Here is a 24,072-nt window from a genome sequence, read left to right as displayed (position 1 = left end):
ATGCGTGTCGCCTGCGGCGGTCTGTGTCTGGCCACACCCGGCCGCGCCCTTCTCCTTCTGTCGAATCGCTGCAGATGAACGGCCGTACCAGTTGAGTAACGCAACGTCGTCGGTGATTTACCTCACACCTTACCGTCTGTTCTGTTGATCTTGCCGATGTTACGGTCCGTCCGGACCTTTACCTTGCCTTTACGCATGGGAGAAATGTGACCAGCAGACGAAAGGCCGGCGGCCGACGTAGACGCCTTGCCGGTGCCCTGGCAATGATTCTGACGGTCACGCTGGTCAATTCCCCACCTCTGGAGTCGTCGCATGCTCGGGCGGCCGACGGAAATGGCGCCCGCGAGGTTCGGGCCGGTGCGGCGGAGGCCGTCCGGCAGGCACGCGACTCCGGGAAACAGGTGGAGGTCGGGTCCCTTCTGGGCGAGAACCGCGAGGTGTACGCGCAGCCTGATGGCTCGTTCGAGGCCGTCGAGCACCTGCGTCCGGTACGCACCAGACGGAATGGCGCGTGGGTTGATCTCGACACCACGCTGACCAAGCGGGCGGACGGCCTCATCGCGCCGACGGCGTCAACGATGGACTTGACATTCTCCGGTGGCGGAAGCGGGCCGATGGCGACGATGATGCGAGCTGGCCGGAAATTGTCACTATCGTGGCCGACTCCTCTTCCCACTCCCGTGTTGAACGGCTCTACGGCCACCTATAAGGACGTCATCGCCGGAGTCGACCTCCAATTGCATGCAGATGCCGATGGTTTCTCGCACGTTCTTGTGGTCAAGACGCGAGACGCCGCGCAGGATCCCCAACTCGCGAAGCTCAAGTTCGCCACGGCGACGACAGGGGTCGCGCTTCAAGAGGACACCGAGGGCGGCCTTCGAGCGGTCGACGCGGGGGGCGGTGGCACGGTCTTCGAGGCGCAGCAGCCGCTCATGTGGGACTCGGCCAAAGACTCGGCCACGGCGAACACTGCCGCGAAGGCGCGGTCGGCCACCGGAGATCCCGGCGACGGGCCCGGCGGTGCGACGCACCGCGCGTCGGTGGACATCGACGTGACCAGGGACGCGGTGACGCTCACCCCGGACCAGAAGCTGCTGAGCGACCCGGCGACGACCTTCCCGGTCTACATCGACCCGGTCTACCGGAACAAGACCGCTACGCACTGGCTGATGGTCAGCAGCGGAGGCTGGAAGGCCTACGACTTCAAGAACGACGAGGGGATGGGCTACTGCCCGTACAGCTACACCTACGACTGCGGGTCCCCTCATATCAAACGCCTGTTCTACCGGATGCCGACCAGCGGGTTCGGCGGCAAGACCATCCTCTCGGCCGAGTTCCAGATCAAGGAGACCTTCGCCCCCAGCTGCGATGGTCGGTCGGTCGAACTGTGGAAGACGAAGGCGTTCACGACCTCCTCGACCTGGAGTTCGACCGACGACAACTGGCTGAAGAAGCTCGACTCGAAGGACGTGGCCAAGGGCTATCCGGGCTGTCCGGCGGGTGACGTCATATTCGACGCCACATCGGCGATGAAAGAGGCGGCCCAGGGCGGCTGGTCGACCCTGACGCTGGGGCTGCGGGCGACGCACGAGGACGACCAACTCGGCTGGAAACGGTTCGCCGACGATGCCGACCTGCGCGTGCACTACAACACGCCTCCGCCACAGCCAAAGATGAGCAATCTCTCGATGGACCCAGGGGGTATCTGCACGTCCGGCAGTGGCCGCCCGGCTGTGAACAAGCGTCCGGTTGCCAAGGCGATCCTTACTGATCCGGACGATGAGGACGCCAACAAGGTTTCCGCGCAGTTCCAGGCCTCGTGGGACGACGGATCGGGCTGGGGGACGCGCTGGACCTCCAGTCTCATCGGCCCCAAGAAGAGCGGATCCACCTTCTACGTGACGTTGCCGGAGACGATCCCCCAGAACACGCTGATCGAGTGGCACGTCCGGGCGTACGACGGAACGAGCTACAGCGCGTGGAGCTACGCCGGAAACGCCACCGGCTGCTACTTCGTGTATGACTCGACGAGGCCAGAGCCCCCTACGGTCTCCTCAACCGACTATCCGAAGTCGGATCCCGAGAACGCGGATGAACAATGGACCGACGGGGTCGGGAAGTACGGGACCTTCACCGTCACGTCGCCTTCGAAGGACGTGACGAAGTACTGGTACGGCCTGAACGCTGCTCCCTCTGCGGCCAATGAGGTCAAACCCGCGGTCACCGGTGGACCGGTCTCCATCAACCTCATGCCGACCCATGCGGGGATGAACCGTTTGTTCGTCCAGACGTGGAACGCGGCCAACAGCAACAGCGTCATCGCCGACTACGAGTTCAAGGTCAAAGCGGGTTCTGACCCGAAGGCCACCTGGAACCTGGATGAGGCCATCGACTCCGGGCAGGTCATGGCCGGCGTTCGCAAGGAGCCGGGCGCCACCACGGATCCGGATCCCATTCCGGCCGACGTCCACGGCGGTGCGACGCTCGGCGTGGACGGCGTCACGAAGACCGCCATGCAGCTGAACGGCACGGACGCCTACGCCGCGACGTCCGGACCGCTGATCGATACGAGTAAGAGCTTCGCCGTCTCGGCCTGGGCGCGTGCGGTGGACGGTAGTCATCACGGCACCATCGCGACTCAGCTCGGCAGCCGGAAGGGGGGCTTCTTCTTTGACCTGCGAGCCGCGTCGGGTTCCACTCCGATTCGCTGGGGCTTTGGCCGGGCGGGAGCCGACAGTGACAGCGACCCGAACTGGTACGCGGCGTATTCGGCCACGGCGCAGCTGAACCAGTGGACACACCTGGTCGGGGTCTACGACGCCGTCGCGAAGACGATGTCGCTGTACGCCAACGGGCGGCTCGCGCAGACCGTATCCTGCCCGACCGCCTGGAAAGCGGAGGGCCCCTTCCAGATCGGACAGACTCTGTGGAACGGCAACCGCGATGACTACTGGGCCGGGGACCTCGACGACATCCGCGTCTTCGACCGGGTCGTCACCGGCGAGGAGGCGAAGGATCTCTTCACCCAGCGGCCCGTGGTCGCGGCGCGCTGGAAGTTCAATGACTCCACCTCCGCGCTGCGTACGGCCAAGGCCTACTGGAAGCTGGACGAGGCGGCGGGGGCCACGCGCGCCGAGGACGCACAGGGCACCTTCCCCGCAGGCGCGCACGGAGGCGTGATCTTCGGCGGGGCCGGCAAGGTCGGCAAGGCACTCCACCTCAATGGCTCCACCGGCTATCTGGCGACGTCCGGCCAGGTCGTCGATACGACCAAGAGCTTCTCGATCTCCGCTTGGGCCAAGCTCGCTAGCAAGACCGGCACGCCCGTCATCGCGGGCCAGGAGGGCAGCCGCAACAGCGCGTTCGTGCTGTACTACTCCAGCTTCTACGACCGGTGGATCTTCAACATGCAGACGCCGGACGCGGACGCGCCGACGGTGATCCGGGCTCAGTCCACGCAGGCACCGGCCCTGAACGGCTGGACGCATCTTGTCGGCGTCTACGACGCGGACGCCAAGAAGATTCGCCTCTACGTCGACGGAAAGCTCCAGCAGACGACAGATCAACCTAACAGTTGGGCCTCGACCGGACCGGTCAACGTCGGTCGGCATCGGTCGAAGGCGGCCTACTCCGCCTCGAATTACTGGAACGGCGATGTGGACGACGTCCGCATCTTCGATCAGGCCGTCACCGACTCCGAGGCCGTGCTGCTCGCCGGCGGCACGCCGGCCTCCACGGTCGCCGCCGCCGACGACACGGCCTACGGCAGGCACGCGATCCTGTCCGGCAACGCCTACGTCGACCAGGGCGGGGGCTGGGTGGGCAACCCGCCTGGCGGCCTGGTCCTCGACGGCGACGGCGACTACGCCGCCACCTCGGTGCCGGTGCTGCACACCGACCAGAGCTTCACGGTCGCCGGATGGGTGCAGACCGCCGGACGCCCGACGCGCAAGGCCGCGATCTTCAGCCAGGAGGGCAACGTCAACAGCGGCTTCACGCTCCGCTACGCGCCCGACCCTCAGGATCCCGAAGAGGCCGGTGGCTATGAGGTCGACCTGCCCGACAAGGACGAGGCAGGCGCGGTCCATCAGACGGCCGCCAATTCCAGTTTCCAATCCGACAGCTCTTGGGACCACGTCGCGATCGTCTACGACGCCTTCGCCGATCAGGTACGGCTGTACGTCAACGGCGACCTGATGGAGGTCGGCGACAACGTCTCCCACCGCGACAACACCCTCGCGTTCGACGCCCTGAAGGCCTTCCAGATCGGCCGGACCAAGACGGACGGCGCCTACGGCGAGTACTGGCCCGGCGTGATCGACGATGTCTGGGCCTTCAACGGCGTCCTCGACGACGAGCACATCCAACAGCTGACCAACGGCACCGAACTGCCCACGGACACCTCCTGACGAGGCACCGCCGGCACCTCCCTCTGACTATTCATCCCTATCTGAGCCCACCCTGTCGGCCGCCGCGTGGGCGCGGCACGGCCTTTCGGAGGACAACGTGCGCAAGCGAGTGGCGATCTCGCGACTCGGGTCGGGCCGGTTCCGGCGTCGGATCGCGCTGGCCATGGCGGTGCCGGTCATAGCGGCTCTGGCCCCGGCCCTTCCCGCTCACGCCGATGACGGCACGGGCCGGCCGAGCGTTCAGCACACCGACCGGAAGGTCAAGGGACACGACGTCAAGACGCGTCCCCGCACGCCGGATCCCGCGACCCGGCGGCACGAGCCGCCAAAGGCCACCTGGCCTGAGTCCGGCACGGCGGAGGTCACGGTGCCCGACGCGCGGCCTGCGACCGGACGGGCGCAGACCTCCTCTCCGGTGAAGGCCGGCAGGCTTCCGGTCTGGGTGAGCGTGCCGACGAGGTCATCGGCCACGTCGGTGGCGGCCCAGAGCGGGCCCGCCAAGGTCAAGGTACGGGTACTCGACCGGAAGACCGCTCAGCAGATCGGCCTCACCGGTCCCGTGCTCATGGTCGCCCGGACCGACTCCGCTGCGGTCACCGACCGCGTCGGTGTTCAGCTGGACTACTCCGGCTTCGTGAACGCCTTCGGTGGCTCGTACGGAGCGCGGTTGCGGCTCGTTCAACTCCCCGCCTGTGCCCTCACGACGCCCGAGCGCGCGGACTGCCGCCGGGGTAAGCCACTGGCGACGCGGAATGACACCGAGGCCAAGCGGCTGACGGCCGACGTCGACGCGGCACCGGCCGGCACCGGCGCGACCGTGCTGGCCGCGGCCGCCGGAGCGTCCAGCGACAAGGGTGACTACAAGGCGACATCGCTCGCCGCCTCGGCCACCTGGCAGGTCGGCATGCAGACCGGGGACTTCACCTGGTCCTATCCCCTCCGGGTCCCGACCGTCCCCGGCAACTTGGAGCCGAAGCTCGCCATCGGCTATTCCTCGGGCAGCGTCGACGGCCGGACATCGAACACCAACAACCAGCCGTCATGGGTCGGCGAGGGATTCGACCTCTGGTCGGGCTACATCGAACGGCGCTACAAGTCCTGCGGCGACGACGGTGCGCCCAAGACGGACAGCAACGAGCCCGCCGACGAGTGCTGGGCGTACGACAACGCCACGATCAGCCTCAACGGAAAAGCCGGAGAGCTGATCCCGGCGGGCAACGGCAAGTGGCGGCTGCGCGGCGACCCTGGCTGGCGCGTGGAGAAGCTGACCAGCACCGCGACCGGCAACGGGGACGACGACGGCGAGTACTGGAAGGTCACCACGACCGACGGTACCCAGTACTTTTTCGGGCAGAACCGCCTCCCCGGCTGGACCAGCGGCAAGCCGGAGACCAAGTCGACCTGGACGGTGCCGGTCTTCGGCAACGACTCCGGGGAGCCCTGCCACAAGGACACCTTCGCCGACTCGTGGTGTCGGCAGGCATGGCGGTGGAACCTCGACTACGTCGTCGATCCGCATCACGACGCCATCGCCTACTACTACACGCCCGAGACGAACCGGTACGCGCGCGACCTCAAGCCCGAGGACGGCACTTCGTACGAGCGAGGCGGCTATCTCGACCACATCGAGTACGGCCTGCGCTCGGACGGCAACCTGTTCGCGCAGCCGCCAGCCCGAGTCGACTTCGGCACCTCCGAGCGTTGCATCCCCGACGCCGACTTCGACTGCGACCCGGCCAAGATCGGTCACAAGCCGGACTACTGGTGGGACGTCCCCTGGGACCAGAACTGCGATGAGGGGGCCAAGTGCGAGAACAAGGACCTCAACGTGATCAGGGCGGCACCGACCTTCTGGACGCGCAAGCGTCTCACGAAGGTGACGACCCAGATCCTGAAGTCGGACGGCTACCACAACGTCGACTCGTGGGAGCTGGCCCATGGCTGGGGCATGGCGGACGTCGACCGCGACCTGCTGCTCCAGTCCATCACCCACAAGGGTCTCGCGGGCATGGAGAACGGGGTGACCCCCGTGACGCTGCCGGCCGTCACCTTCAACCACGTACAGATGCCCAACCGGGTCGACAAGCTCGGCGACGACGTCGGCCCGTACGTCAAGTACCGGCTCGGCACCATCTTCGACGAATCCGGTGGCCAACTCGACGTCAACTACTCCCACCAGCAGTGCATGGCGGACGCGTTGCCGACGCCGGAGACCAACACGTCGCGCTGTTTCCCCACCTACTGGGTGCCCCCGGACGGCACGAAGGATCCGAAACTCGACTGGTTCCACAAGTACGTCGTCGAGCAGGTCGTGCAGTCGGACCGGACCGCCCACGCGCCGGACACGGTGACGAACTACGACTACCAGGGCGGGGCCGCCTGGCACTTCGACGACGATGACGGCATCACCAAGGAGAAGTACAAGACCTGGTCGCAGTGGCGCGGCTACGCCCTGGTGCGCGAACAGTCCGGCGGCTGGAACGACATGCGCACGCAGACCGACCACCAGTACTTCCGCGGCATGAACGGGGACCGCCTGAACAAGGACGGCGGTAAGAAGAACGTCACGGTCACCGACGGCGAGGGCGGCACCTACCCGGACGATGACGCCCGTCAGGGCTTCGAGTTCAAGACGACCGCCTACCTGAAACCGGGCGGCGACGTGGCGTCCAAGACCATCAACACGATCTGGACGCACCAGACCGCCGAACGCGTCCGTAGTTGGGGCACCACGACCGCCGACCTCACCGGTACCGCGAGCACCCGGACGCTCACCACCCTCGACGGAGGAAGGGCTCCGCGCGAAACGCTGGTCAAGAACACCTATGAGGACACGACCGGCCTCCCGACCCAGGTGGACGACCAGGGCGACACGGCGACCGGCAAGGACGACCGCTGCATCACGACCGACTACGCGATGAACAACGACGCGTGGATGCGCGACTTCCCCAGCCGGGTGGAGACCGTCGCCGTCAAGTGCGGCAGCACCGTGGACCGGCCCGGGCAGGTACTCGGAGACGTCCGCACGTACTACGACAACGGGGCCTTCGGCGCCGCGCCGTCCCAAGGCGACGTGACGAAGACCGAGAAGGTCGCCGACTACGACGGCTCCACGCCGAAGTACGTGACCGGCGAGACCATGACGTACGACGGCTACGGCCGGCCCCTGACCAGCACGGACGTCGCGGGCCACACGACCACCACGACCTACACGCCCGCGACCGGCCTGCCCACCGGATCCACGGTGATCGGACCGCCCGTCAAGCCGGGTGACACGTCGACCGCGATGAAGACCAGCAGCGTGCTGGACCCCGCCTGGAACCTGCCGACCTCCACGACCGACGAGGGCGGCAAGGTCACCGACCTGGAGTACGACGCGCTCGGCCGCCTCACGAAGGTCTGGCTGCCGAACCGCTCCAAGGCGAACAAACAGACCCCGAACCTCCAGTACGGCTACCTGATCACCAAGGACGCCCCCGCCACCATCGAGACCCGGACCCTGAACAACGACGGCAGCCAGAAGACCAGCTATCAGATCTACGACGGTCAACTGCGCATCCGGCAGACCCAGTCGCCCGGTCCCGACGGTGGCCGCCTGCTCGCCGACACCTTCTACGACGCGCAAGGACAGATCACGCGGACGTACGCGCCGTACTACGGCGAGGGTGCACCGACGGCGACGCTGTACGGCGTCGACAAGGTCGGAAACGTAGAGTCGCAGACCGCCTACGAATACGACGGGCTCGGCCGGGTCACCACGCAGCGGCTCCTGGCCGGCAACGGTGACCTCCAGGAGAAGTGGCGCACGACGACGACCTACTCGGGCGACCGGGTCTCGGTCGACCCGCCGCACGGCGGCACACCGACGACCACCATCACCGACGCCCGGGGCCAGACGGTCGAGGTCCGCCAGTACAAGGGCGAGGGCCCGACGGGCGACTACGACGCCACGAAGTACACCTACTTCCCGTCCGGCAAGCCGGACACGCTGACCGACGCCGCCGGCAACGAGTGGCGCCACAAATACGACCTGCGCGGCCGGGAGATCGAGAGCGACGACCCGGACAAGGGCACGACGAAGACCACCTACGACGACCTGGACCAGGTGACGTCGACCGAGGACGCCCGCGGCAAAAAGCTCTTCTACGGCTACGATCCGATCGGCCGCAAGACCGAGGAGCGCGAAGGCTCGGCGACCGGCCCGGTGCTCACGTCGTGGCTGTACGACACGCTGCGCAAGGGCCAACTGACCAGCACGACCCGCACGGTCGGCGGCCAGAACTACGTCAGCAGGATCAACGAGTACGACAACCTCAACCGGCCCCTCCGGACGACCTTCACGATCCCCTCGGTGCCGGGGGAGGAGAAGCTCGCGGGTAGTTACCAGTACGACACCCGCTACAACCTCGACAACACCCCGCAGTCCCTCGGCCTTCCGGCGACCGGCGGCCTTCCCAACGAGGCCGTCGTCTACTCCTACGACGACCTCGGCCGACCGACGACGACGACCGGGACGACGAAGTACGTCACGAAGTCCGATTACTCGCCGACCGGCAGACCCCAGCAGTACGAACTGTCCACCGGTGGGAAGAAGACCTGGCTGACCTACGGGTACGAGTACGGGACGCAGCGTCTCAACGAGTCACGCGTGAACCGGGAGGACGTCGCGGGGACCGACCGGGACGCCGAGTACGGGTACGACGACGCCGGAAACGTCACCTCGATCACCGACCGGTCCCGGGCCGGCACCGACAGCCAGTGCTTCCGGTACGACTACCAGAGACGTCTCACCGAGGCGTGGACGCCCACCGGTGGGTGCGACACCGATCCCGCGAGCAACGCCCTGGGCGGCCCGGCCCCGTACTGGAGCAGTTACCGCTACGACCTCACGGGTAACCGGACCAGCGAGGTCCAGCACGGCGTCGGCGTCGGCACCGACACGACCCGCACCTACCACTACCCCGACCCGGGCCACGGCCAGCACCAACTCGCCTCGATCGACCAGACGGGCGCCGCCGGGAACCGCACCGACAGCTTCTCCTACGACGCGGCCGGCGACATCACCCACCGCGGCATCGGTGCCGCCGCCCAGGACCTGACCTGGGACGGCGAAGGACACCTGGCGACCAGCACGGACACCAGCGGCACCACCACGTACGGCTACGACGCCGACGGCGGCCGCTTCCTGCGCCGCGAGCCCGGCGCCACCACCCTGTACCTGCCCAGCATGGAACTCCGCCTGGACAAGGCCACGAACCAGGTGGCGGCCACGCGCTACTACACCCACGGCGGTACCACCGTGGCGATGCGCACCAGCGCGGGCGTGCAGTTCCTGTCGGCGGACCCGCATGGCAGCGCCGACCTGGCCATCAGCGCCGGCGACCAGACGATGTCCCAACGACGCTTCGACCCGTTCGGCCGATTCCGCGGCGACCCGAGCGGCGTCTGGCCGAACGACAAGGGCTTCGTCGGAGGAACGATCGAGTCCGACGGCCTCACCCATCTGGGTGCCCGCGACTACGACCCCGCCACCGGCCGGTTCATCTCCGTGGACCCGGTGTTCGACGCCGGAAATCCGCAGTCGTGGAACGGCTACGCGTACGCCGGCAACAACCCCGCGACCAACTCCGACCCAAGCGGCCTGATGTACCCGAGCGACATGCCCGAACCACATGGCAAAACTCGGGGCCTCGGCAGCGGCTGCAAATACAGCTGTCCGAGCGGAACCTTCCCTGGTGACAGAAGCGGCGGTGGAGGTGGCGGCACTTCCGTCGCCCACCATTCGTGCAACTGGTTCTGTCATGCCAAGAACATCTTCAACGCCACGATCGACGAAGGCGTCGACGTATGGGTGAGCTCGTCCCGCGTGATAGAGCAGATGCCCTCGCTGCTGGTGGGCGGCGCGGCCTCTCTCGGCTGCGCCGAGGGCGTCCAGACCCAGTGCGGTGTGGCGAACGACAACACCTACCACCCGCCGCCCGAGACCCACATCCCCCTCGGCGGTGACACGTCCGCGCCCGAGTACAAGGTCACCCGCCTGGTGGTCAGGTACGCCCCGATCGTCCTCGGCGGCGCGGGCGCGGCGCGAGCCGCCATGCGCGCCGGCCTGCGAGCCGGCCTACGCACCGGCGTGCGCGCCGCCCTGCGGGCGGAGGAGGAGGGCGTGGTATCCAGCCCTTCGGTGAGGCCTTCAGGCGGGTGCGTCGGCGTCAACAGCTTCGTGTCAGGCACGAAGGTCCTCCTAGCGAACGGCAAGTACAAGAACATCGAGGACGTCCAGGTCGGGGAAGAGGTCCTCGCCACGGACCCGAAGACCGGCAAGACCACTTCCGAGCCTGTCATCGCCGCATTCGGGGGCACCAACTACACCAGCCTGGTCCGGATCACCGTCGACACCGACGGGCGACACGGCCACCGCACGGGTGTAATCGTCGCTACCGAGCACCACACGTTCTGGAATGAGACCGAGCACACCTGGACGAGGGCAGACCAACTCACCGCCAAGGTCAAGCTCCGCACGCCACAAGGCAAGACGCTACGTGTGATCAGTATCGCTCGACGATCTGATCACCCCACGGTGCGGGATCTGACAATCGCCGAGCTTCACACCTACTATGTAGAAGCAGGCACCACGCCTGTCTTGGTGCATAACTGCGGGACGGCACGTTTCTCGGTCGACAGCCAAGGCACTGTTACGGATCATGTCGAGGGCGATCCGAACATTCTCGATCGGAATCCTCTTGACGGAACGAACTACACCTCCAAGGTGAAGGCTCAGATTGAAAGCGGCGATAATCACGGTTTTCCTGCGATGATTGACAGTTTGCCAACCATGGCGGATACGTCCATCGTAAGAGGCGGTGACGGAATCCCGAGAATGCATGTGAAGCTGCCCGGAGAGATTAATGGAACGCGAGGGACGTTCCACTGGATCATCGAACAGGATGGCTCGATTAACCACCGATTCTTTGACGCGCGGATGAGGTAGTGGCTTCAGAGAGACAAGAGAGGCTGCTGGCGACGTTGCCTCGCTGGCTGCACGAACGTGCTGCAGACTTGAGTAGCGAAGGATCTGCTGAGTATGCGTTCCCGGCCTCCGCTGCGCAGGACGTGTTCGATGCACTGATCGTTGCGGGCATCGCCGTCCTCGGCGGCGATCTATGGAAAGTGGATAGCGCAGGTTTCGCCCCGTGCTATGAAAGCTGGTTCAGCGAGTCGAGAAATAGTGTAGACGTAAGCGAACGGTGGCGCGAATTCCTTGCGCGAATTCCAGACGACGATATGTATTACGTAACGTTTATCGCTTAGGGTGGGTGAAGGATGCTCCGCAAGAATCTTGCTCCCTCATATAGGCGCTTCCTGAGCAATATGCTATCGGCTCTGTGAGTGCCTTCGCATTGAGAGGGCCAGTCGCTTGGTGGGGTCGTTGTGGCGCTGAGGACGCTGCCGTGGTCGCTGTTGTGCGCTCCGGTTGCCGTCAGCGTTGCCGTCAGAGCCTGGTCGGCCGTGTGAGGAGTCGTAGGGTTTCTACAATCACCGCGTTTCTCAGGGGGCGTCCGGGAAGTTCGGTGGCAACCCCGACCCGTACCGCAGGGCCGTTCACGGCCCGAGGAACGGAAGCGGGGGCGGCAGTCGATCGCCTAAGGCCGTGCGGTACGCAACCGCCTACGGCGCGACTGTCGTATTCTCCTGGGTTCTTCTCGTGGTGTCGTGACCGGTGCGGCGTGGGGACGGCTGGACCGCCGAGGGCTCTCTTCCTCCTGTTTCATCGGCGTTCCGTGCTGGTTGGGCGGTCGTCCGGGTCGGGCCGGGATCGGCCCGCAGAGGCCGCAGGCCCGGCCCGAGGGCCGGTCGGCCGCCGGCGGCCCGCGTAGCGGGGCGCCTTTAAAGACGTAGAGAAAGTCCTCATCCGGCAGGTCTGGCCGTTTTGTCGGGTCTCATGATCTGCGTGACACATCGTGCTCAGGAGGTGCGTGACACTCTGCCGAGTGCTGGTGGAGTTGAGCGTGGTCGAGCAGCGGTATCAAGCCGTGCTGCAGGTGTTGTCCGGGGCGAGTGTCACCGAGGTCGCCGGACGGTTCGGAGTCTCGCGTCAGGCGGTGCATCGGTGGTTGAGCCGATACCGCGACCATGGCCTGGCCGGCCTGTCGGACCGTTCGTCCCGTCCGCGTTCCTCACCGACCCGGACACCTGCCGAGATCGAGGCGCTGATCTGCGAGCTGCGGCGTAATCACCCCTCCTGGGGCGCCCGGCGTCTGGTCTGGGAGCTGACCCGCCGGGGCTGCCCGGAACCGGTCCCGTCGCGGGCGACGGTGCACCGGGTGCTGGTCCGGCACGGCCTGGTCCAGGTCACCCCTCGGGGCCGGCGGCGGGAGGACTGCAAACGCTGGCAGCGGTCCGAACCGATGCAGCTGTGGCAGATGGACATCGTCGGCGGGGTATTCCTGGCCGATGGGACCGAGTGCAAGGTCGTCACCGGCGTCGATGACCACTCCCGCTACTGCGTGATCGCCGCCGTGGTGGCCCGCCCCACCGGCCGCGCCGTCTGCCTGGCCCTCGCAGAAGCCTTGGGCCGGTTCGGAATCCCTGATGAGCTGCTGACCGACAACGGCAAGCAGTTCACCGCCCGGTTCGGCCGCGGTGGAGAGGTGCTGTTCGACCGGATCTGCCGGGAGAACGGGATCACTCACCGGCTGACCCGCCCCAGCTCACCGACCACCACCGGCAAAGTCGAACGCTTCCACCAGACCCTGCGCCGTGAACTGCTCAACGACCACGGACCCTTCACCAGCATCACCCACGCCCAGCAAGCCCTGGACGCCTTCGTCACCGACTACAACCACACCCGGCCCCACCAGGCCCTGAACATGGACCGCCCCGCCGACCGGTTCCAACCCCGCCACGATGAGCAGTTGCCACTGCGCTTGCCCCCAGCCTGCAAGCCCTCCCTGATCCCACCGACTCACAACCCGAGCCCGAAGCCGGGACCCTCCCAGAGCCGGTGATGGTCGACCCTGCCGAACTGGTGATGCCGGCGGACGAGACCGACCCAATCGATCTGGCGGTCCAGTTCACCCGCGTGGTCCCGGCCTCGGGGAATCTGGCGGTCTGCGGGCAGCAGTTCTGGCTCGGCACCCACCGCGCCGGCCTCACCATCACCTTCCGGGCCGATGTCAGCATCGTCGAACTGCTGGCCGCCGGGACCAGGATCAAGAAGGTCCCCTCCCGGCTCACACCTGCGCACCTACGACGGCTCCTGGCCAACGGCGGCACCCGCATCACCCCCACCCCCGCTCCTACTCGCCCCGGCAACGACGAAGCCTTCGAGGTCGACCGCACCATCAACGCCTGCGGCCTGCTCAGCCTCGGCGGCCGCCAGCATCCGGTCGGCTACCAATTCGCCGGCCGACGCGTGACCGTCCGCATCGACGCCACCGTGATGCACCTCCTCGACGGGCTCACACTGTTGCGCACCCTGCCCAACCCCCTCACCGACACCGACCTGGCCCGCATTCGCGACGCCCGCCCTGCCGGGCACGACCCCCACCCCGCCAGCGAAGCAGTGCGAGTGCAGCGGCGGGTCAGCAGCCGCGGCCAACTCGTCATCGCCGGCCAAAAGATCCAGGTCGGCATCAGACACGCCAGAGCCACCGTCACGATCGAAGACACCGACGGGACCTTCCGCATCACCCACGCCGGCCAAGTCCTCGCCGAGGTCGCCCGCACCACCACCAAACCCATCACCCGGTTCAAAGCCCGAAAGCCAGAACCACCCCGGCGAACCACCCGCCCCGGCGACCAAACCGACCCGTCTCCGGCAGCGATCCCGCTACAGTCAGCCGAGGAAAAACAACAGATCATCTAGCCGGAGTGTCACCCACCTCCCGCACCGGATCTGTCACAGAGGTCATGAGACCCGACACAGGTCTGGCCGTTTTTGGCCCTAGGTGCTGGCCGGGATCGCTGCGGCGGGCTCGTTCACCCACATCCGCGACACCGCCCGCCAGCACGGACAGCACGGCTGGATGGCCTGGGCCATCGCCGTCTGCATCGACCTCACCTGCGTCATGGCCGCCCGCGAACGCCAACGCGACCGGCGCACCGGCCGCCGGCCCGGGCCGATCTCCTGGCCATCGCTCGTGTTGGCCGGCGGGCTTCCGCTTTTTGACCTTCCGTGATGCTATGACGGTCACTATCGGTAGAAGTTTGAGGTTGAATTGTGTCGGAGCATGCAGTAATCGTGACATATCAACTAAGTGGCGACGGTTTCGGGAATGAGCAGGAGCGTCAGGCGATACGGCACATGAAGGCGCGTCTGGGTACTGTGATCGAACAGGCCGGCGTCGGGGAGTTTGATGGTGACGAGTTTGGGGGTGGCGCGGTGACGATGTATAGCTACGGCCCCGACGCTGATGCACTTTTTGCGGCCGCAGAGGAGACGCTTAGAAGTCTCGCCTTCCGTCCAGCCGTCGCTGTTCTCCGATACGGCGATGCTGCAGATATGGAAGCTAGAGAGGTTCGTATTACTCTTTAGGTATGTAAGCGGAAAGTGTGGGATGGTTGATTTTTCCGGCTCCGACGATATGAGCTGGCCCGAAGACCGAGCGGCCGATCCCTCGGAAGCAATGGATTCATTTCGAATGATGTACGATCGTGGGGCGAAGCGCCTTGAGCCTGCGCTGCGGGCCACCCAGATCGTCGTGACCGACTGGGTTCTGGGTGAAGCAGGGGCAGGTACGGATGACCCATGGAATCTCCCTAGAGATCTTCCCTGCCGTCTCCAGCAGAGTTGAGAGCTGGAGGTTCTTCGTTGAGGGCGAAGATCATTTCGTCTACCGTGATCGCTGATGGAGAGCTGAACAGCGTCAAACGGAAAGTGTCGCGCCACTCTGGACACTGCCAAGCGGATCGCTCTCCCGAATGAGAGGTGCCGAGACATGCCGAGGCGGTCGGTGATCGTCGCTGCGGTTCTCGTGTCGGCTGGGACGGGATGCTCGCTTGTTGGCGCCGGCCAAGGAAATCCGGTCGCGGCCGCGCAGCCGACTTCGGCACCGTCAGCGGTCGTGCGGACGACGGGCGACGCTCACGCGCCGTGCACCGTCCCTCGTGGATCCGGCAATGAGCGGGTGCATGGCTTGGTCGCGGTCGACCCTCACCCTGTCGGCATTGTCGTCGTGTGGCTGCCTGGCATGAACCAGCATGCCGTGCCGAGTTAACACGGGGGAACGCCGATCTGGCGCGGCGCATTGCCAAGGATGTCGAAGCGGCACCGAAATGGCCGTCCGGGGTCTTCCACTGCCCGATGGACGATGCCCTGGATGCAGAGTTGTACTTCGAACAGCCCAGGCACGCGAAGGCGGAACTGGTCGACGCCGGCCTTGCCGGCTGCAGAGGGATTGCCGCTCCGGGTAGGTCGGCGCGCCAGTTCACCGACCGATTCTCCCGCGACCTCGCGTCGATCGCGCCGTCTCCGTGGCGAACCCGGCTCTGACGAGTTGATAGCTGAGAGTGATCGTCAGGAACCCGGACGCCGAGAGTCGCCTGGCTGGCCGGGGCGTTGCTCGAACGCCTGACCAGCGGCCTGCGGCTGACGCCGGATCGGATCGATGTCATGGCCGACCGGTGCGGCGCCTCCCCCGAAGCGAGCGGCGAGGTGGCAACGTGCAAGAACTCCTGCGTCCCAGCCACGATCGGATGGTGGGCAACGTCCGCGCCTGGCTCATCGACGACCTCTAGGGCAGGCACCAGGTGCTACGCGAGATCGCTGGCACGTACTGCCGGACGGCGGTCGTATCCGGCAGGTCTACGGCACGGGGTCGCCGAGGGCGCCCTGAATGCGCGCGGAAGGCTCACTCATGACCCTGGACCTGTCCGGTATCGGGCTGCCCAGGGCACGAGGGCCTACCTCCACCCCAGGCGACAACCGGAGGCCGGTGTGACAAGCCTGGCCTTTCCGAGGTAGTTCCCCGAGCCTTCTGCGCCCGGCAGGTCAGGCGTGCTGGTCCTCGTCGGCGACCGCGACGCAGCCGCCGAGGGATAAGCCACGCGTCGAGTGGCAGGAGAAGCCTCGGCCGTCGGCGCTTTGCCGTCGCCGTTGACCGATTGCCGTCGGTGTAGACCGTCCGGCGTCCGGATAGCCGGATTTCCCCGGTCAATGGCGGCGGCAATGTCCAATGCCGGCCGCCTTGGTGGGTGGGGCTCCCCGTGGGCGTGCGGAACGCTCGGGCAACGCGGCACGTTCGGGCGCGCAGATGCCGGTAAAGAGCGATAAGTCGGGCCGCCAGCAGGGGCGTTTCCCGAGGCTTGTGTATGCGGCTCACCCGCGTTACACCGCCGAATCATCCAGAGCGCCGAGAGCGGAAGGCGTCCGGGGTGGCGGTGGCGCGCTCACGCGCCGACCGGCCTGTTCGTAAAGCTTCGTGGTCGATCTGCCTTCGAGCTACCGATCGGTGGTTGGCACATACCGTCACGAGTGCATCGGCATCGCAGGTCGCCGGTCGGTCGATTCCGCAGAGGGGCACCCGGATCGATCTCGTCCGACGTCACCACGGAGATGCTCGGCCTTTCCAGGGCTTCCGGAATTGTGGCGAGGGTCGGTGTGCCGGATCAGTCTTTCGGCAGTCGATCCGAAGGACGTGACGAGCGTGGACATCGCCCGACTGTACGAGATTCCCCGCAGGTTCGATCTTAAGCTGTTCGCCTATGCGGAGAACGTTTATCTCGTCCGTAATCTGGTAGATCAAGCCGTTGACTCCTGGGGCCTGTCGGAGAACGTCAGATTCGCCGGACGGCTCATCCTCACGGAGTTGGCCACCAACGCGGTGCGGCTCTACGAGGGCAAGGAAGTGCACGTGTGGGTCTCCAGTCAGGCCGGCCGGGATCTTCTGGAGCTGGCCGTCTGGGATCCCGACCCCGACGACCTTCCCAGGCTCCTCCCGTTGACCGAGTGCGGCGAGTCCGGTCGCGGACTCGCACTGGCCTACGAGCTGTCCGACCAGCGGCTCGGCTGGTACCGGTCGACGACGGCCCGCGGAAAGGTCGTCTGGGCTCGCGTCGGACCGTAGTCCCGATGTATGGAGCCGTCTGGAGCGGTGCTGGTATTGGGGCCGCAGTGCCCGTCTGGGCGAGTTTTCGGGAATCGGCTGCGTTAAGGCAACGAAGTATCTACTCTCCGTAAGTGGTCACTCACGCTGGATAACCCAAGGAGAGTCGATGTCGGTCGTCCGGGCTCCGCTCAACCCGAAGGTCTCGCTCTGGCACATGCTCGCGTACCTGCTCAGGTGGGAGCGCGAGAAGAACGGCCTCTCGCTCGCTCAGTGGGGGAAGATCGCCACCGCCGCGCCGTCGACCGTCTCCAACGTCGAGGCGGGACGGAGAAAGATCGACGAGAGGCAGGCCAAGATCATCGACCGCCACTTCCGGACCGGCGGCCTCTTCGAGCTGCTGCTCTGGTACGCCCAGAACGGCCACAACCCCGACTGGGCCCAGTCCGTCACCGCGTACGAGGCCATCGCCCAGCTGATCAGGATCTACCAGGGTCAGTACATTCCAGGACCCTTTCAGACCGAGGACTACGCGCGAGCCCTGCTGCTGGCCAGCAGTGACGGCAAGGATCTCGACGAGACACTCAAGGCCAGGATGGAGCGGCAGACCGCCATCTTGGACAGGCCGGATCCGCCGTACGTCTGGGCGCTACTGGACGAGGAGGTCCTGGACGACTGCATCGGCGGCTTCGAGGTCATGCAGGCACAGCTCCGGTACCTGCTCGAACTGATGCAGCGGCCGAACGTCTCCATTCGCGTCATCCCGCGCTCGACAGGCGCCCATATCGGGAAGGACGGCTCGTTCCGCGTCATCACTGTCGATTCCCGCGATATTGCCTACGCTGGAGCGGCGAGAGGCGGTCGGCTGATCGAGATGTGCGGCGAGGTCGAGCAGTTCCGTATGGACTTCGACCGGATCGGGCAGAAGGCAGCCTCCGAGGACGCCTCACGCGTGCTGATCGAACGGCGATTGGAGGCCACCGAGTGGCGATGCAGTGGCGCAAAAGCTCAGTTAGCACCGGGGTCAACGACGAGGCGTGCGTCGAGGTGGCGTCGCTGACCTCACAGGAGACCGCCGGACTCACGACCGGCGAAGTCGGTCGCTGAGCGACACGGCGCGGCCGGTACGGGCACCGCGGACACCGGGACCGTACGGCCGCGCCTCGGCTTATGACGGCCTACTTGAGCCATTCGGCGGTGGGCCAGGTCTCGCGGCGCCAGGCGCTGTCCCAGAACATCCACTCGTACTCGGTGGCGCGGAAGAAGGCGCGGGTCATCGCCTCGCGGGTCGCCGGGTCGGTGGTCGCGGCCAGGCGGTCGGTGATGTCCTTGGCGCGTTCGGTGGACTCGGCGAAGGCCGGGTCGGAGTAGGTCGCGATCCAGGCGCGGTACGGGTGGTCCTCGACGTCGGCGGTGTTCTCGAGCAGGGCGGTCCCGACGTCCTGGTACACCCAGAAGCACGGCAGTACCGCCGCCGCCAGCACCGGGTACGGGTCGGCGAGGGCCGTCGCCTGGAGGAAGGACGCGTAGCCGAGGCAGGTGGGGGAGGTGTCGATGCCCGCCAAGTCGTCGGCGGTCAGGCCGAACTCCTCGATGTAACCGGCGTGCAGCGTACGCTCCGCCGCCAGCGCGGCGTGCGCGCTCTCGGCGAAGAAGACGGCGTCGTCGGTGTCGGTGGCCCGGGTCGAGGCGACCGCGAGCGCCCGGGAGAACGCCTCCAGGTAGCGGGCGTCCTGCACGATGTAGAAGGCGAACCGCTCGCGGTCCAGCGTTCCATCGCTGAGGGCGGTGTTGAACGGGTGCTCGTGGATCGCGCGGAGCAGTCGCGCCGAGCGCTTCCACACGTCGTCGCAGAACATCGGGATCTCCTCAGCGGTCGGCGGACGGCACGGCACGGACGCTCGACAGCACCAGGGGAGAACCGGTCATGGCGACGTCCCTTCGCTAGTCCTAGCTAGATCAGGTTCGACGGGTGTGTTCTCAGCCCGGGCCATGCCGGGCACCCCGCGTCACCGCCGACCGTAACAAGGATCGCCCGGGACCTGCCACTCACGGCGGCGCCCAAAACGGGCCTCCAGCGGGTGTGAGGCCGTCTCCGCCGGCCGCCGCGCCGGCGTGTAAGGAGGCTTGAGCAACAACTCCTGATTCGCGGGTCGTTCGACGCGTATCGTCCAGGCATGGACTCCGCTGCTTCGCCCCGCGTCCTCGTCATCGGGTTTGATCCGTATCGGGTGCCCGGGCCGTGGGATCCCGAGCCGGCGGCCAAGGCGATCGAGGCGGGGCTGACCAAGTTCGCCGAACATGGCGTGGGCGTCGAGACCTGCCTGATCGGCCTTGATGGAAATGACGACGTGGAGGCGGTCGTCGGCAGTGCGCTGCGAGCCCATCCGTGGGAGTGCGTCACCGTCGGCGGTGGCCTGCGGCACTCAGACGATCAGGTTGAACTCCTCGAGCAAGTGATCAACCTGGTGCGGCGGCACGCACCCGATGCGGCCATCGCGTTCAACAGCTCCCCGGCCACCACCTACGAGGCCGCTGCCCGTTGGATCAAGTGACGACGGCGAACCACGCGGCTCGAGTGTCACCTCCTGACTCGTCGTCGGGACGCTCGACGAGAGCCACTCATGGCCTGACGCGTTCGGGGAACCCGGTCCAGCGCAGGTCGGCCGGGAGGTGGCTCATGTCGTTGAACATCACGATCGTGGGCGGCAGGCCGTCGCGGTACTCGATGACCGTCAGTGCGGTGTTGGCGCTGTTCAGCCCGAGCCACCGTGACGGGGGCGCCTCCAGCGCGTGCCGCACCAGCCACGCGATCGGGTAGGCGTGCGTCACCAGGACCTCGTGCGTGTCGGGACGGCTCCTTTCCGTGGTCGTGTCGGGGACCTTCGCGAACCGGACGACCAGGGCCGCGGCGAGCCTCTGGCCCGACGCCGCCTCGGCGTCGTCGTAGCCGTCGAAGAAGCCGGCCCAGGACGGGGGCGTTTCGGCGGCACTGGGGACGTAGGGCACGTGGTCGACGAGTTCGGCGGCCTCGGTCACGGGCACGTTCGGTAGATGCCGGGCGAGTTCGTGCGCGCTCGCCACGGCGCGTGGTAGCGGAGAGTGCCACACGGCGTCGACCGGTATGCCGGCGAGCCGTTCGCCCAGCAGGCATGCCTGCCGCCGCCCGACGTCGGTGAGCTCCCCGAACGCGTCGGCCGCGCCGTGGCGTGCCAGGTAGAGGTGTCGCGTTGTCATCAGTGGTCAGGGACGCGGCGTCCGTGCGGACCCGTTCCCATCTCCTTTCGGCCTGTAGGTGTGGGTTCGGCGGCTACGTAGGCGGGGCGCGACGCCCGGCGATGGCTCCCGGCCGAGGCGGAAGTGATCGGTCACGCGTTCGTCCCGGTGACGGTGCCGGCGGTGCCGTCGACGGTGATGACGGCGTCGTCGCGGAGCCTGGCTGTCGCGTTCGGGATGCCGAGAACGGCGGGGATGGCCTGCTCGCGGGCGACGATCGCGGCGTGGGAGAGCGCGCCTCCTGTCTCGGTGACGACGCCGGCGGCGATGCGCAGCAGCGGCGTCCACGCGGGGTCGGTGAAGGGGCAGACAAGGATGTCGCCCGGCTGCACGCGCGCGAAGTCGCCGGGACCGCGGACGATCCTCGCGGTGCCGGTCACGGTCCCGTGGCTACCCGGTATTCCGTTGAGCGTGGCAGGTGGGGTGTCCGAGGTGTCGGAAGGCGATGGTGGCGGTGGGGGCGTGGCGGTGACCGGCCGGGCTTGCAGGATCCAGGTGCGGCCGTCGACGATCGCCCATTCGATGTCCTGCGGTCCGCCGAGTACGGCGGCGATCTCCTTGCTCAACGCGGCGAGGTGCGTGGCGGTCGCGTCGTCGAGCGCGGGTCGGTGCCGGACACGGGTGGGCACGTCGCGAACGACGAGCCGCGTACCGCGCCGGTCGAGGCGGGTCCGTTTGTCCGCGACGGTGCGTGTGACCGACCCGTCCTCGGCGACGCGATAGGCGTCAGGGGTGACGGTGCCCCCGACGACGCTGGGGCCCAGGCCCCAGGACGCCTCGATCTCGGTCGCGTCGTTCGGGACCGCGGGCGTGAACATGACCCCGGACACCTCGGCGTCCAGATGGCGCTGGAGGATGACGGCCATCACAAGGTCGTCGGACGGCCGGCCGTCGCGTCCGGAGGCGTCCCGGTAACCGAGGGCACGTGGAGACCACAGCGAGGCCCAGCAGGCGCGTACGGCATGGGCGACCTCGCCGACTCCGCGCACGGCGAGAAAGCTCTCGTACCGACCGGCCGCCGACGCCTGACCGGTGTCTTCGTTCGCCGCCGATGATCTCACCGCCACGGGCGGGTCGCCGAGCTCGTCGAGTGCGCGTCCCAGCGCGTCGACCAGGGTCGCGTGGAGCGGGCGGCCCTGAATCGCCTGCCGCGCCGCGTCAAGCTCGTCCGGCTCGCCGGTGAACCGCCCGAGGCCCAGGTCGCCGACAGCGGCCCGGTACGCGGCGAACGGGACGACGAAGCCGTCAGGAACCGGCAGGCCCGCGCGGAACAGCGCGCCGAGTGCCCCGGCCTTGCCTCCGCAGGTATCGGCGGCGGCCTCCATGAGGGGTACGAGCACCGATCCTCACCTCTCAACAGAACGTTGACAACGTTTTGTTGAGGGTGCATCATCGGTCGCATGCCCCGCAAGCAGGACATCGCTCACAGCGCGCATGCCGACCACCTCCGGGCCCGGCGTGAGCAGGACGCGCGTGAGCGTCTACTGGACCTGGGCGCCGACGCGCTCGACGCCCGTCCGTGGCGACCGTCGCCCGCGCCGCCGTCGGCGGTCGACCTCGTGCAGTTCGCCGTCTGGCGCTGCGCCGACCTGGACCCGGAGGACATCCTGAGCGCGCTCGCCCTCCTGCCCGCCGCGCGCGCGGAGGTCGAAGGACTCGAATCCGCCCTGCTGTTCATGGCCCGGAGTGCGGGATTGACCTGGGCGCAGATGGCGGACGCGATGGGGTTCAACTCCCCGCAGGCGTGCCAGCAGCGGTACACCCGCCTGGCGGCACGACAGGACGCCGGCTCGTGACGCGGGACTCTTCACTGGGTCTCCTGGTGCTGCACGCCGTGCGCATCACCGGGTTCGCGGACACCCCCGTCGTCGCTCATCGGTACGGGCTCGACGCGGCCGAGACGGAAGAGACGCTGCTCGACGCCCAGGCACGTGGCTGGGTCGAGCACACCGCCTTCGCCGGCACCGGAGGTTGGTCGTTGACCGAAGCGGGCCGAGCCGAGAACGAGCGCCTGCTCGCGGCCGAGCTCGCACGCGTCGGCGACGCCGAGGAGGTCCGTGACGTCTACCGCGCGTTCCTCCCGCTGAACGCCCTCCTGCTACAGGCCTGCACCGACTGGCAACTCCGGCCCGCCGCCGGCGATCGGCTCGCCGTCAACGACCACTCCGATCCCGCCTGGGACGCCGGAGTCCTGTCCGAGCTCGCGGGCGTCGACCGCGCGCTCAGGCCACTCGCGGACCGGCTCGAGGGCGTCCTCACCCGGTTCCACGGATACGGCGAACGGTTCACCGCGGCCCTGGCGCGCGCCCAGGCCGGGGAGGGCGAGTGGGTCGACCGCACCGACGTCGACTCCTGCCATCGGGTCTGGTTCGAGCTGCACGAGGACCTCATCGCCACGCTCGGCCTCGACCGGCATGCGGAACCCTGACCCCGGACTCCGCCGCCCCGCATCCACGATTCGGCGCCGGGCGATCCTTGTCACGGTCGGCGGAGACGCGCCACCCGAGGCTTCGAGGCGTACCGAATGCTCGGCAACCGCGTTCCACGGAAAGGGCAAAGCGCCCATACCGACGCCACGGGCGGACCTTCTCCGAGCATTCGGTGCCCCCCGCACGACGAGCCCCAGCGAGATCCTCCGGACGGTCGACCTCGACCGCGGTGCGTTCGCGTGCGCGCTCGGGGGCTCGGACCGGCGCACGCTGTTCGTCGCCGTCGCCGTCGCCGTCGCCGTCGCCGTCGCCGTCGCCGAGTGGCCGGGCTGGCCGACGCCGTACCCCGTGGCGGCGGGCAGGTGTTCGCGACCGAGGTCACGGTCCCAGGTGCGGGCCGACCCTGACCCGGCGGCGAGTCCCGTCGCCTTCTCACGCCGAACGTCAACGGGACCGGCGCGACAGGTCGATCTGATAGCGGATGAAACCGCGGTTCTCGGCCATCGAGTCGTACAACCGCCGGGCCGTGCTGTTCGACTCGTGGGTGTGCCAGTAGACGCGGGCGCAGTCGTGGGCCTTCGCCCAGTCCGCGACCGCCGTGATCAGAGCGCGGCCGACGCCCTTGCCGCGTACGTCCGGGGCGGTGAAGAGGTCCTGTAGGTAGCAGACGTCGGCGTCGGGCATCGAGGTACTGGCGTGTGTGAGGAAGTGCACGATCCCGACGAGCCGCCCGTCGAGCTCCGCGCCGAGGGCGTGCATGCGGGTGTCCGCCTGGAACTCGCGCCACGCCCGCTCGTACATCTCGTCGGGTTCGACCCGCTCGTAGAAGGCGACGTAGCCGCGGAACAGTTCCTCCCAGGAGGCCCTGTCGGACGGAACGAGCCTGCGGACGCTGATCATCGGTCTCCTGCGCGA

Annotated in this window: 17 protein-coding genes, 1 pseudogene and 1 riboswitch; of the genes and pseudogenes, 13 read left to right on the top strand and 5 right to left on the bottom strand. The window is 67.4% G+C overall.

Annotated features, from left to right (window positions below):
- Positions 1 to 122: 122 nt before the first annotated feature.
- Positions 123 to 479, bottom strand: a complete 357-nt coding sequence (locus AB0K82_RS12575; RefSeq protein WP_364395854.1) for a hypothetical protein — start codon at positions 477 to 479, stop codon at positions 123 to 125.
- Positions 480 to 773: 294 nt separating this feature from the next.
- Between AB0K82_RS12575 and AB0K82_RS12570 the strand changes: the two genes are divergently transcribed.
- The 10 genes and pseudogenes from AB0K82_RS12570 (at position 774) to AB0K82_RS12525 (ending at position 18,512) form a co-directional block, all read left to right on the top strand.
- Positions 774 to 4,409 (top strand): LamG domain-containing protein, encoded by a 3,636-nt coding sequence (locus AB0K82_RS12570; RefSeq protein ID WP_364395852.1) that lies wholly within the window; start codon positions 774 to 776, stop codon positions 4,407 to 4,409.
- A gap of 97 nt (positions 4,410 to 4,506) precedes the next feature.
- A complete protein-coding gene (locus tag AB0K82_RS12565; protein ID WP_364395850.1) occupies positions 4,507 to 11,397 on the top strand; it encodes a polymorphic toxin-type HINT domain-containing protein in 6,891 nt (2,296 codons plus the stop codon).
- Positions 11,397 to 11,717, top strand: a complete 321-nt coding sequence (imm40, locus tag AB0K82_RS12560; protein ID WP_364395848.1) for an Imm40 family immunity protein — start codon at positions 11,397 to 11,399, stop codon at positions 11,715 to 11,717. Before AB0K82_RS12565 ends, imm40 begins: the two co-directional genes overlap by 1 nt.
- Before the next feature lie 665 nt (positions 11,718 to 12,382).
- Positions 12,383 to 13,414 carry an IS481 family transposase gene (locus AB0K82_RS12555; RefSeq protein WP_364395847.1) on the top strand — a complete coding sequence of 344 codons (1,032 nt, stop codon included), beginning with the start codon at positions 12,383 to 12,385 and terminating at the stop codon, positions 13,412 to 13,414.
- Complete coding sequence (locus tag AB0K82_RS12550; protein ID WP_364395846.1) at positions 13,414 to 14,274, top strand: hypothetical protein; 861 nt, start codon at positions 13,414 to 13,416, stop codon at positions 14,272 to 14,274. Before AB0K82_RS12555 ends, AB0K82_RS12550 begins: the two co-directional genes overlap by 1 nt.
- A gap of 82 nt (positions 14,275 to 14,356) precedes the next feature.
- Positions 14,357 to 14,572: pseudogene (locus AB0K82_RS12545) on the top strand (DUF2637 domain-containing protein); the annotation flags it as partial.
- Between the two features lie 140 nt (positions 14,573 to 14,712).
- Positions 14,713 to 14,943 (top strand): hypothetical protein, encoded by a 231-nt coding sequence (locus AB0K82_RS12540; protein WP_364395845.1) that lies wholly within the window; start codon positions 14,713 to 14,715, stop codon positions 14,941 to 14,943.
- A gap of 642 nt (positions 14,944 to 15,585) precedes the next feature.
- On the top strand, positions 15,586 to 15,900 hold the full coding sequence (locus AB0K82_RS12535; RefSeq protein WP_364395843.1) for a hypothetical protein: 315 nt from the start codon (positions 15,586 to 15,588) through the stop codon (positions 15,898 to 15,900).
- A 1,153-nt stretch (positions 15,901 to 17,053) separates the two neighbouring features.
- Positions 17,054 to 17,473, top strand: coding sequence for an ATP-binding protein (locus AB0K82_RS12530; protein WP_364395841.1), 420 nt, complete (start codon positions 17,054 to 17,056; stop codon positions 17,471 to 17,473).
- Between the two features lie 148 nt (positions 17,474 to 17,621).
- A complete protein-coding gene (locus AB0K82_RS12525; protein WP_364395839.1) occupies positions 17,622 to 18,512 on the top strand; it encodes a helix-turn-helix transcriptional regulator in 891 nt (296 codons plus the stop codon).
- A 118-nt stretch (positions 18,513 to 18,630) separates the two neighbouring features.
- Here AB0K82_RS12525 and tenA read toward each other — a convergent pair whose 3' ends face one another.
- Positions 18,631 to 19,311: a thiaminase II gene (gene tenA, locus AB0K82_RS12520; protein ID WP_364395837.1), complete on the bottom strand. Its 681-nt coding sequence runs from the start codon at positions 19,309 to 19,311 to the stop codon at positions 18,631 to 18,633.
- Positions 19,312 to 19,371: 60 nt separating this feature from the next.
- Positions 19,372 to 19,469, bottom strand: a riboswitch (TPP riboswitch).
- A gap of 160 nt (positions 19,470 to 19,629) precedes the next feature.
- On the opposite strand from tenA, the gene AB0K82_RS12515 reads away from it, so the two are divergent.
- Positions 19,630 to 20,007 carry a hypothetical protein gene (locus tag AB0K82_RS12515; protein WP_364395835.1) on the top strand — a complete coding sequence of 126 codons (378 nt, stop codon included), beginning with the start codon at positions 19,630 to 19,632 and terminating at the stop codon, positions 20,005 to 20,007.
- A 67-nt stretch (positions 20,008 to 20,074) separates the two neighbouring features.
- Here AB0K82_RS12515 and AB0K82_RS12510 read toward each other — a convergent pair whose 3' ends face one another.
- Both AB0K82_RS12510 and AB0K82_RS12505 read right to left on the bottom strand, forming a co-directional pair.
- Positions 20,075 to 20,689: a histidine phosphatase family protein gene (locus AB0K82_RS12510; protein ID WP_364395833.1), complete on the bottom strand. Its 615-nt coding sequence runs from the start codon at positions 20,687 to 20,689 to the stop codon at positions 20,075 to 20,077.
- A gap of 131 nt (positions 20,690 to 20,820) precedes the next feature.
- Positions 20,821 to 22,068, bottom strand: coding sequence for a PEP/pyruvate-binding domain-containing protein (locus tag AB0K82_RS12505; RefSeq protein ID WP_364395831.1), 1,248 nt, complete (start codon positions 22,066 to 22,068; stop codon positions 20,821 to 20,823).
- A gap of 60 nt (positions 22,069 to 22,128) precedes the next feature.
- Between AB0K82_RS12505 and AB0K82_RS12500 the strand changes: the two genes are divergently transcribed.
- The gene (locus AB0K82_RS12500) at positions 22,129 to 22,524 is read left to right on the top strand and encodes a DNA-binding protein (protein WP_364395829.1); all 396 of its coding nucleotides are present in this window, start codon (positions 22,129 to 22,131) and stop codon (positions 22,522 to 22,524) included.
- On the top strand, positions 22,521 to 23,156 hold the full coding sequence (locus AB0K82_RS12495) for a transcriptional regulator (RefSeq protein ID WP_364395828.1): 636 nt from the start codon (positions 22,521 to 22,523) through the stop codon (positions 23,154 to 23,156). Before AB0K82_RS12500 ends, AB0K82_RS12495 begins: the two co-directional genes overlap by 4 nt.
- Before the next feature lie 445 nt (positions 23,157 to 23,601).
- On the opposite strand, the gene AB0K82_RS12490 is transcribed toward AB0K82_RS12495, so the two are convergent.
- The gene (locus AB0K82_RS12490) at positions 23,602 to 24,057 is read right to left on the bottom strand and encodes a GNAT family N-acetyltransferase (protein ID WP_364395826.1); all 456 of its coding nucleotides are present in this window, start codon (positions 24,055 to 24,057) and stop codon (positions 23,602 to 23,604) included.
- Positions 24,058 to 24,072 lie beyond the last annotated feature (15 nt).

It is taken from the genome of Actinoallomurus sp. NPDC052274 (genome assembly GCF_040679475.1).
Lineage (GTDB): Bacteria > Actinomycetota > Actinomycetes > Streptosporangiales > Streptosporangiaceae > Actinoallomurus > Actinoallomurus liliacearum.
The sequence above is the reverse complement of the archived record's forward strand: the minus strand, read 5'-3'. Positions and strand labels throughout refer to the sequence as shown.

What these genes read in the sequence shown, in the direction of transcription:
- AB0K82_RS12550 (WP_364395846.1), top strand. Translation starts at nt 13,414, where the DNA reads ATGGTCGACCCTGCCGAACTGGTGATGCCGGCGGACGAGACCGACCCA.
- AB0K82_RS12540 (WP_364395845.1), top strand. Translation starts at nt 14,713, where the DNA reads ATGAAGGCGCGTCTGGGTACTGTGATCGAACAGGCCGGCGTCGGGGAG.
- AB0K82_RS12525 (WP_364395839.1), top strand. Translation starts at nt 17,622, where the DNA reads ATGTCGGTCGTCCGGGCTCCGCTCAACCCGAAGGTCTCGCTCTGGCAC.
- tenA (WP_364395837.1), bottom strand. Translation starts at nt 19,311, where the DNA reads ATGTTCTGCGACGACGTGTGGAAGCGCTCGGCGCGACTGCTCCGCGCG.
- AB0K82_RS12515 (WP_364395835.1), top strand. Translation starts at nt 19,630, where the DNA reads ATGGACTCCGCTGCTTCGCCCCGCGTCCTCGTCATCGGGTTTGATCCG.
- AB0K82_RS12510 (WP_364395833.1), bottom strand. Translation starts at nt 20,689, where the DNA reads ATGACAACGCGACACCTCTACCTGGCACGCCACGGCGCGGCCGACGCG.
- AB0K82_RS12500 (WP_364395829.1), top strand. Translation starts at nt 22,129, where the DNA reads ATGCCCCGCAAGCAGGACATCGCTCACAGCGCGCATGCCGACCACCTC.
- AB0K82_RS12490 (WP_364395826.1), bottom strand. Translation starts at nt 24,057, where the DNA reads ATGATCAGCGTCCGCAGGCTCGTTCCGTCCGACAGGGCCTCCTGGGAG.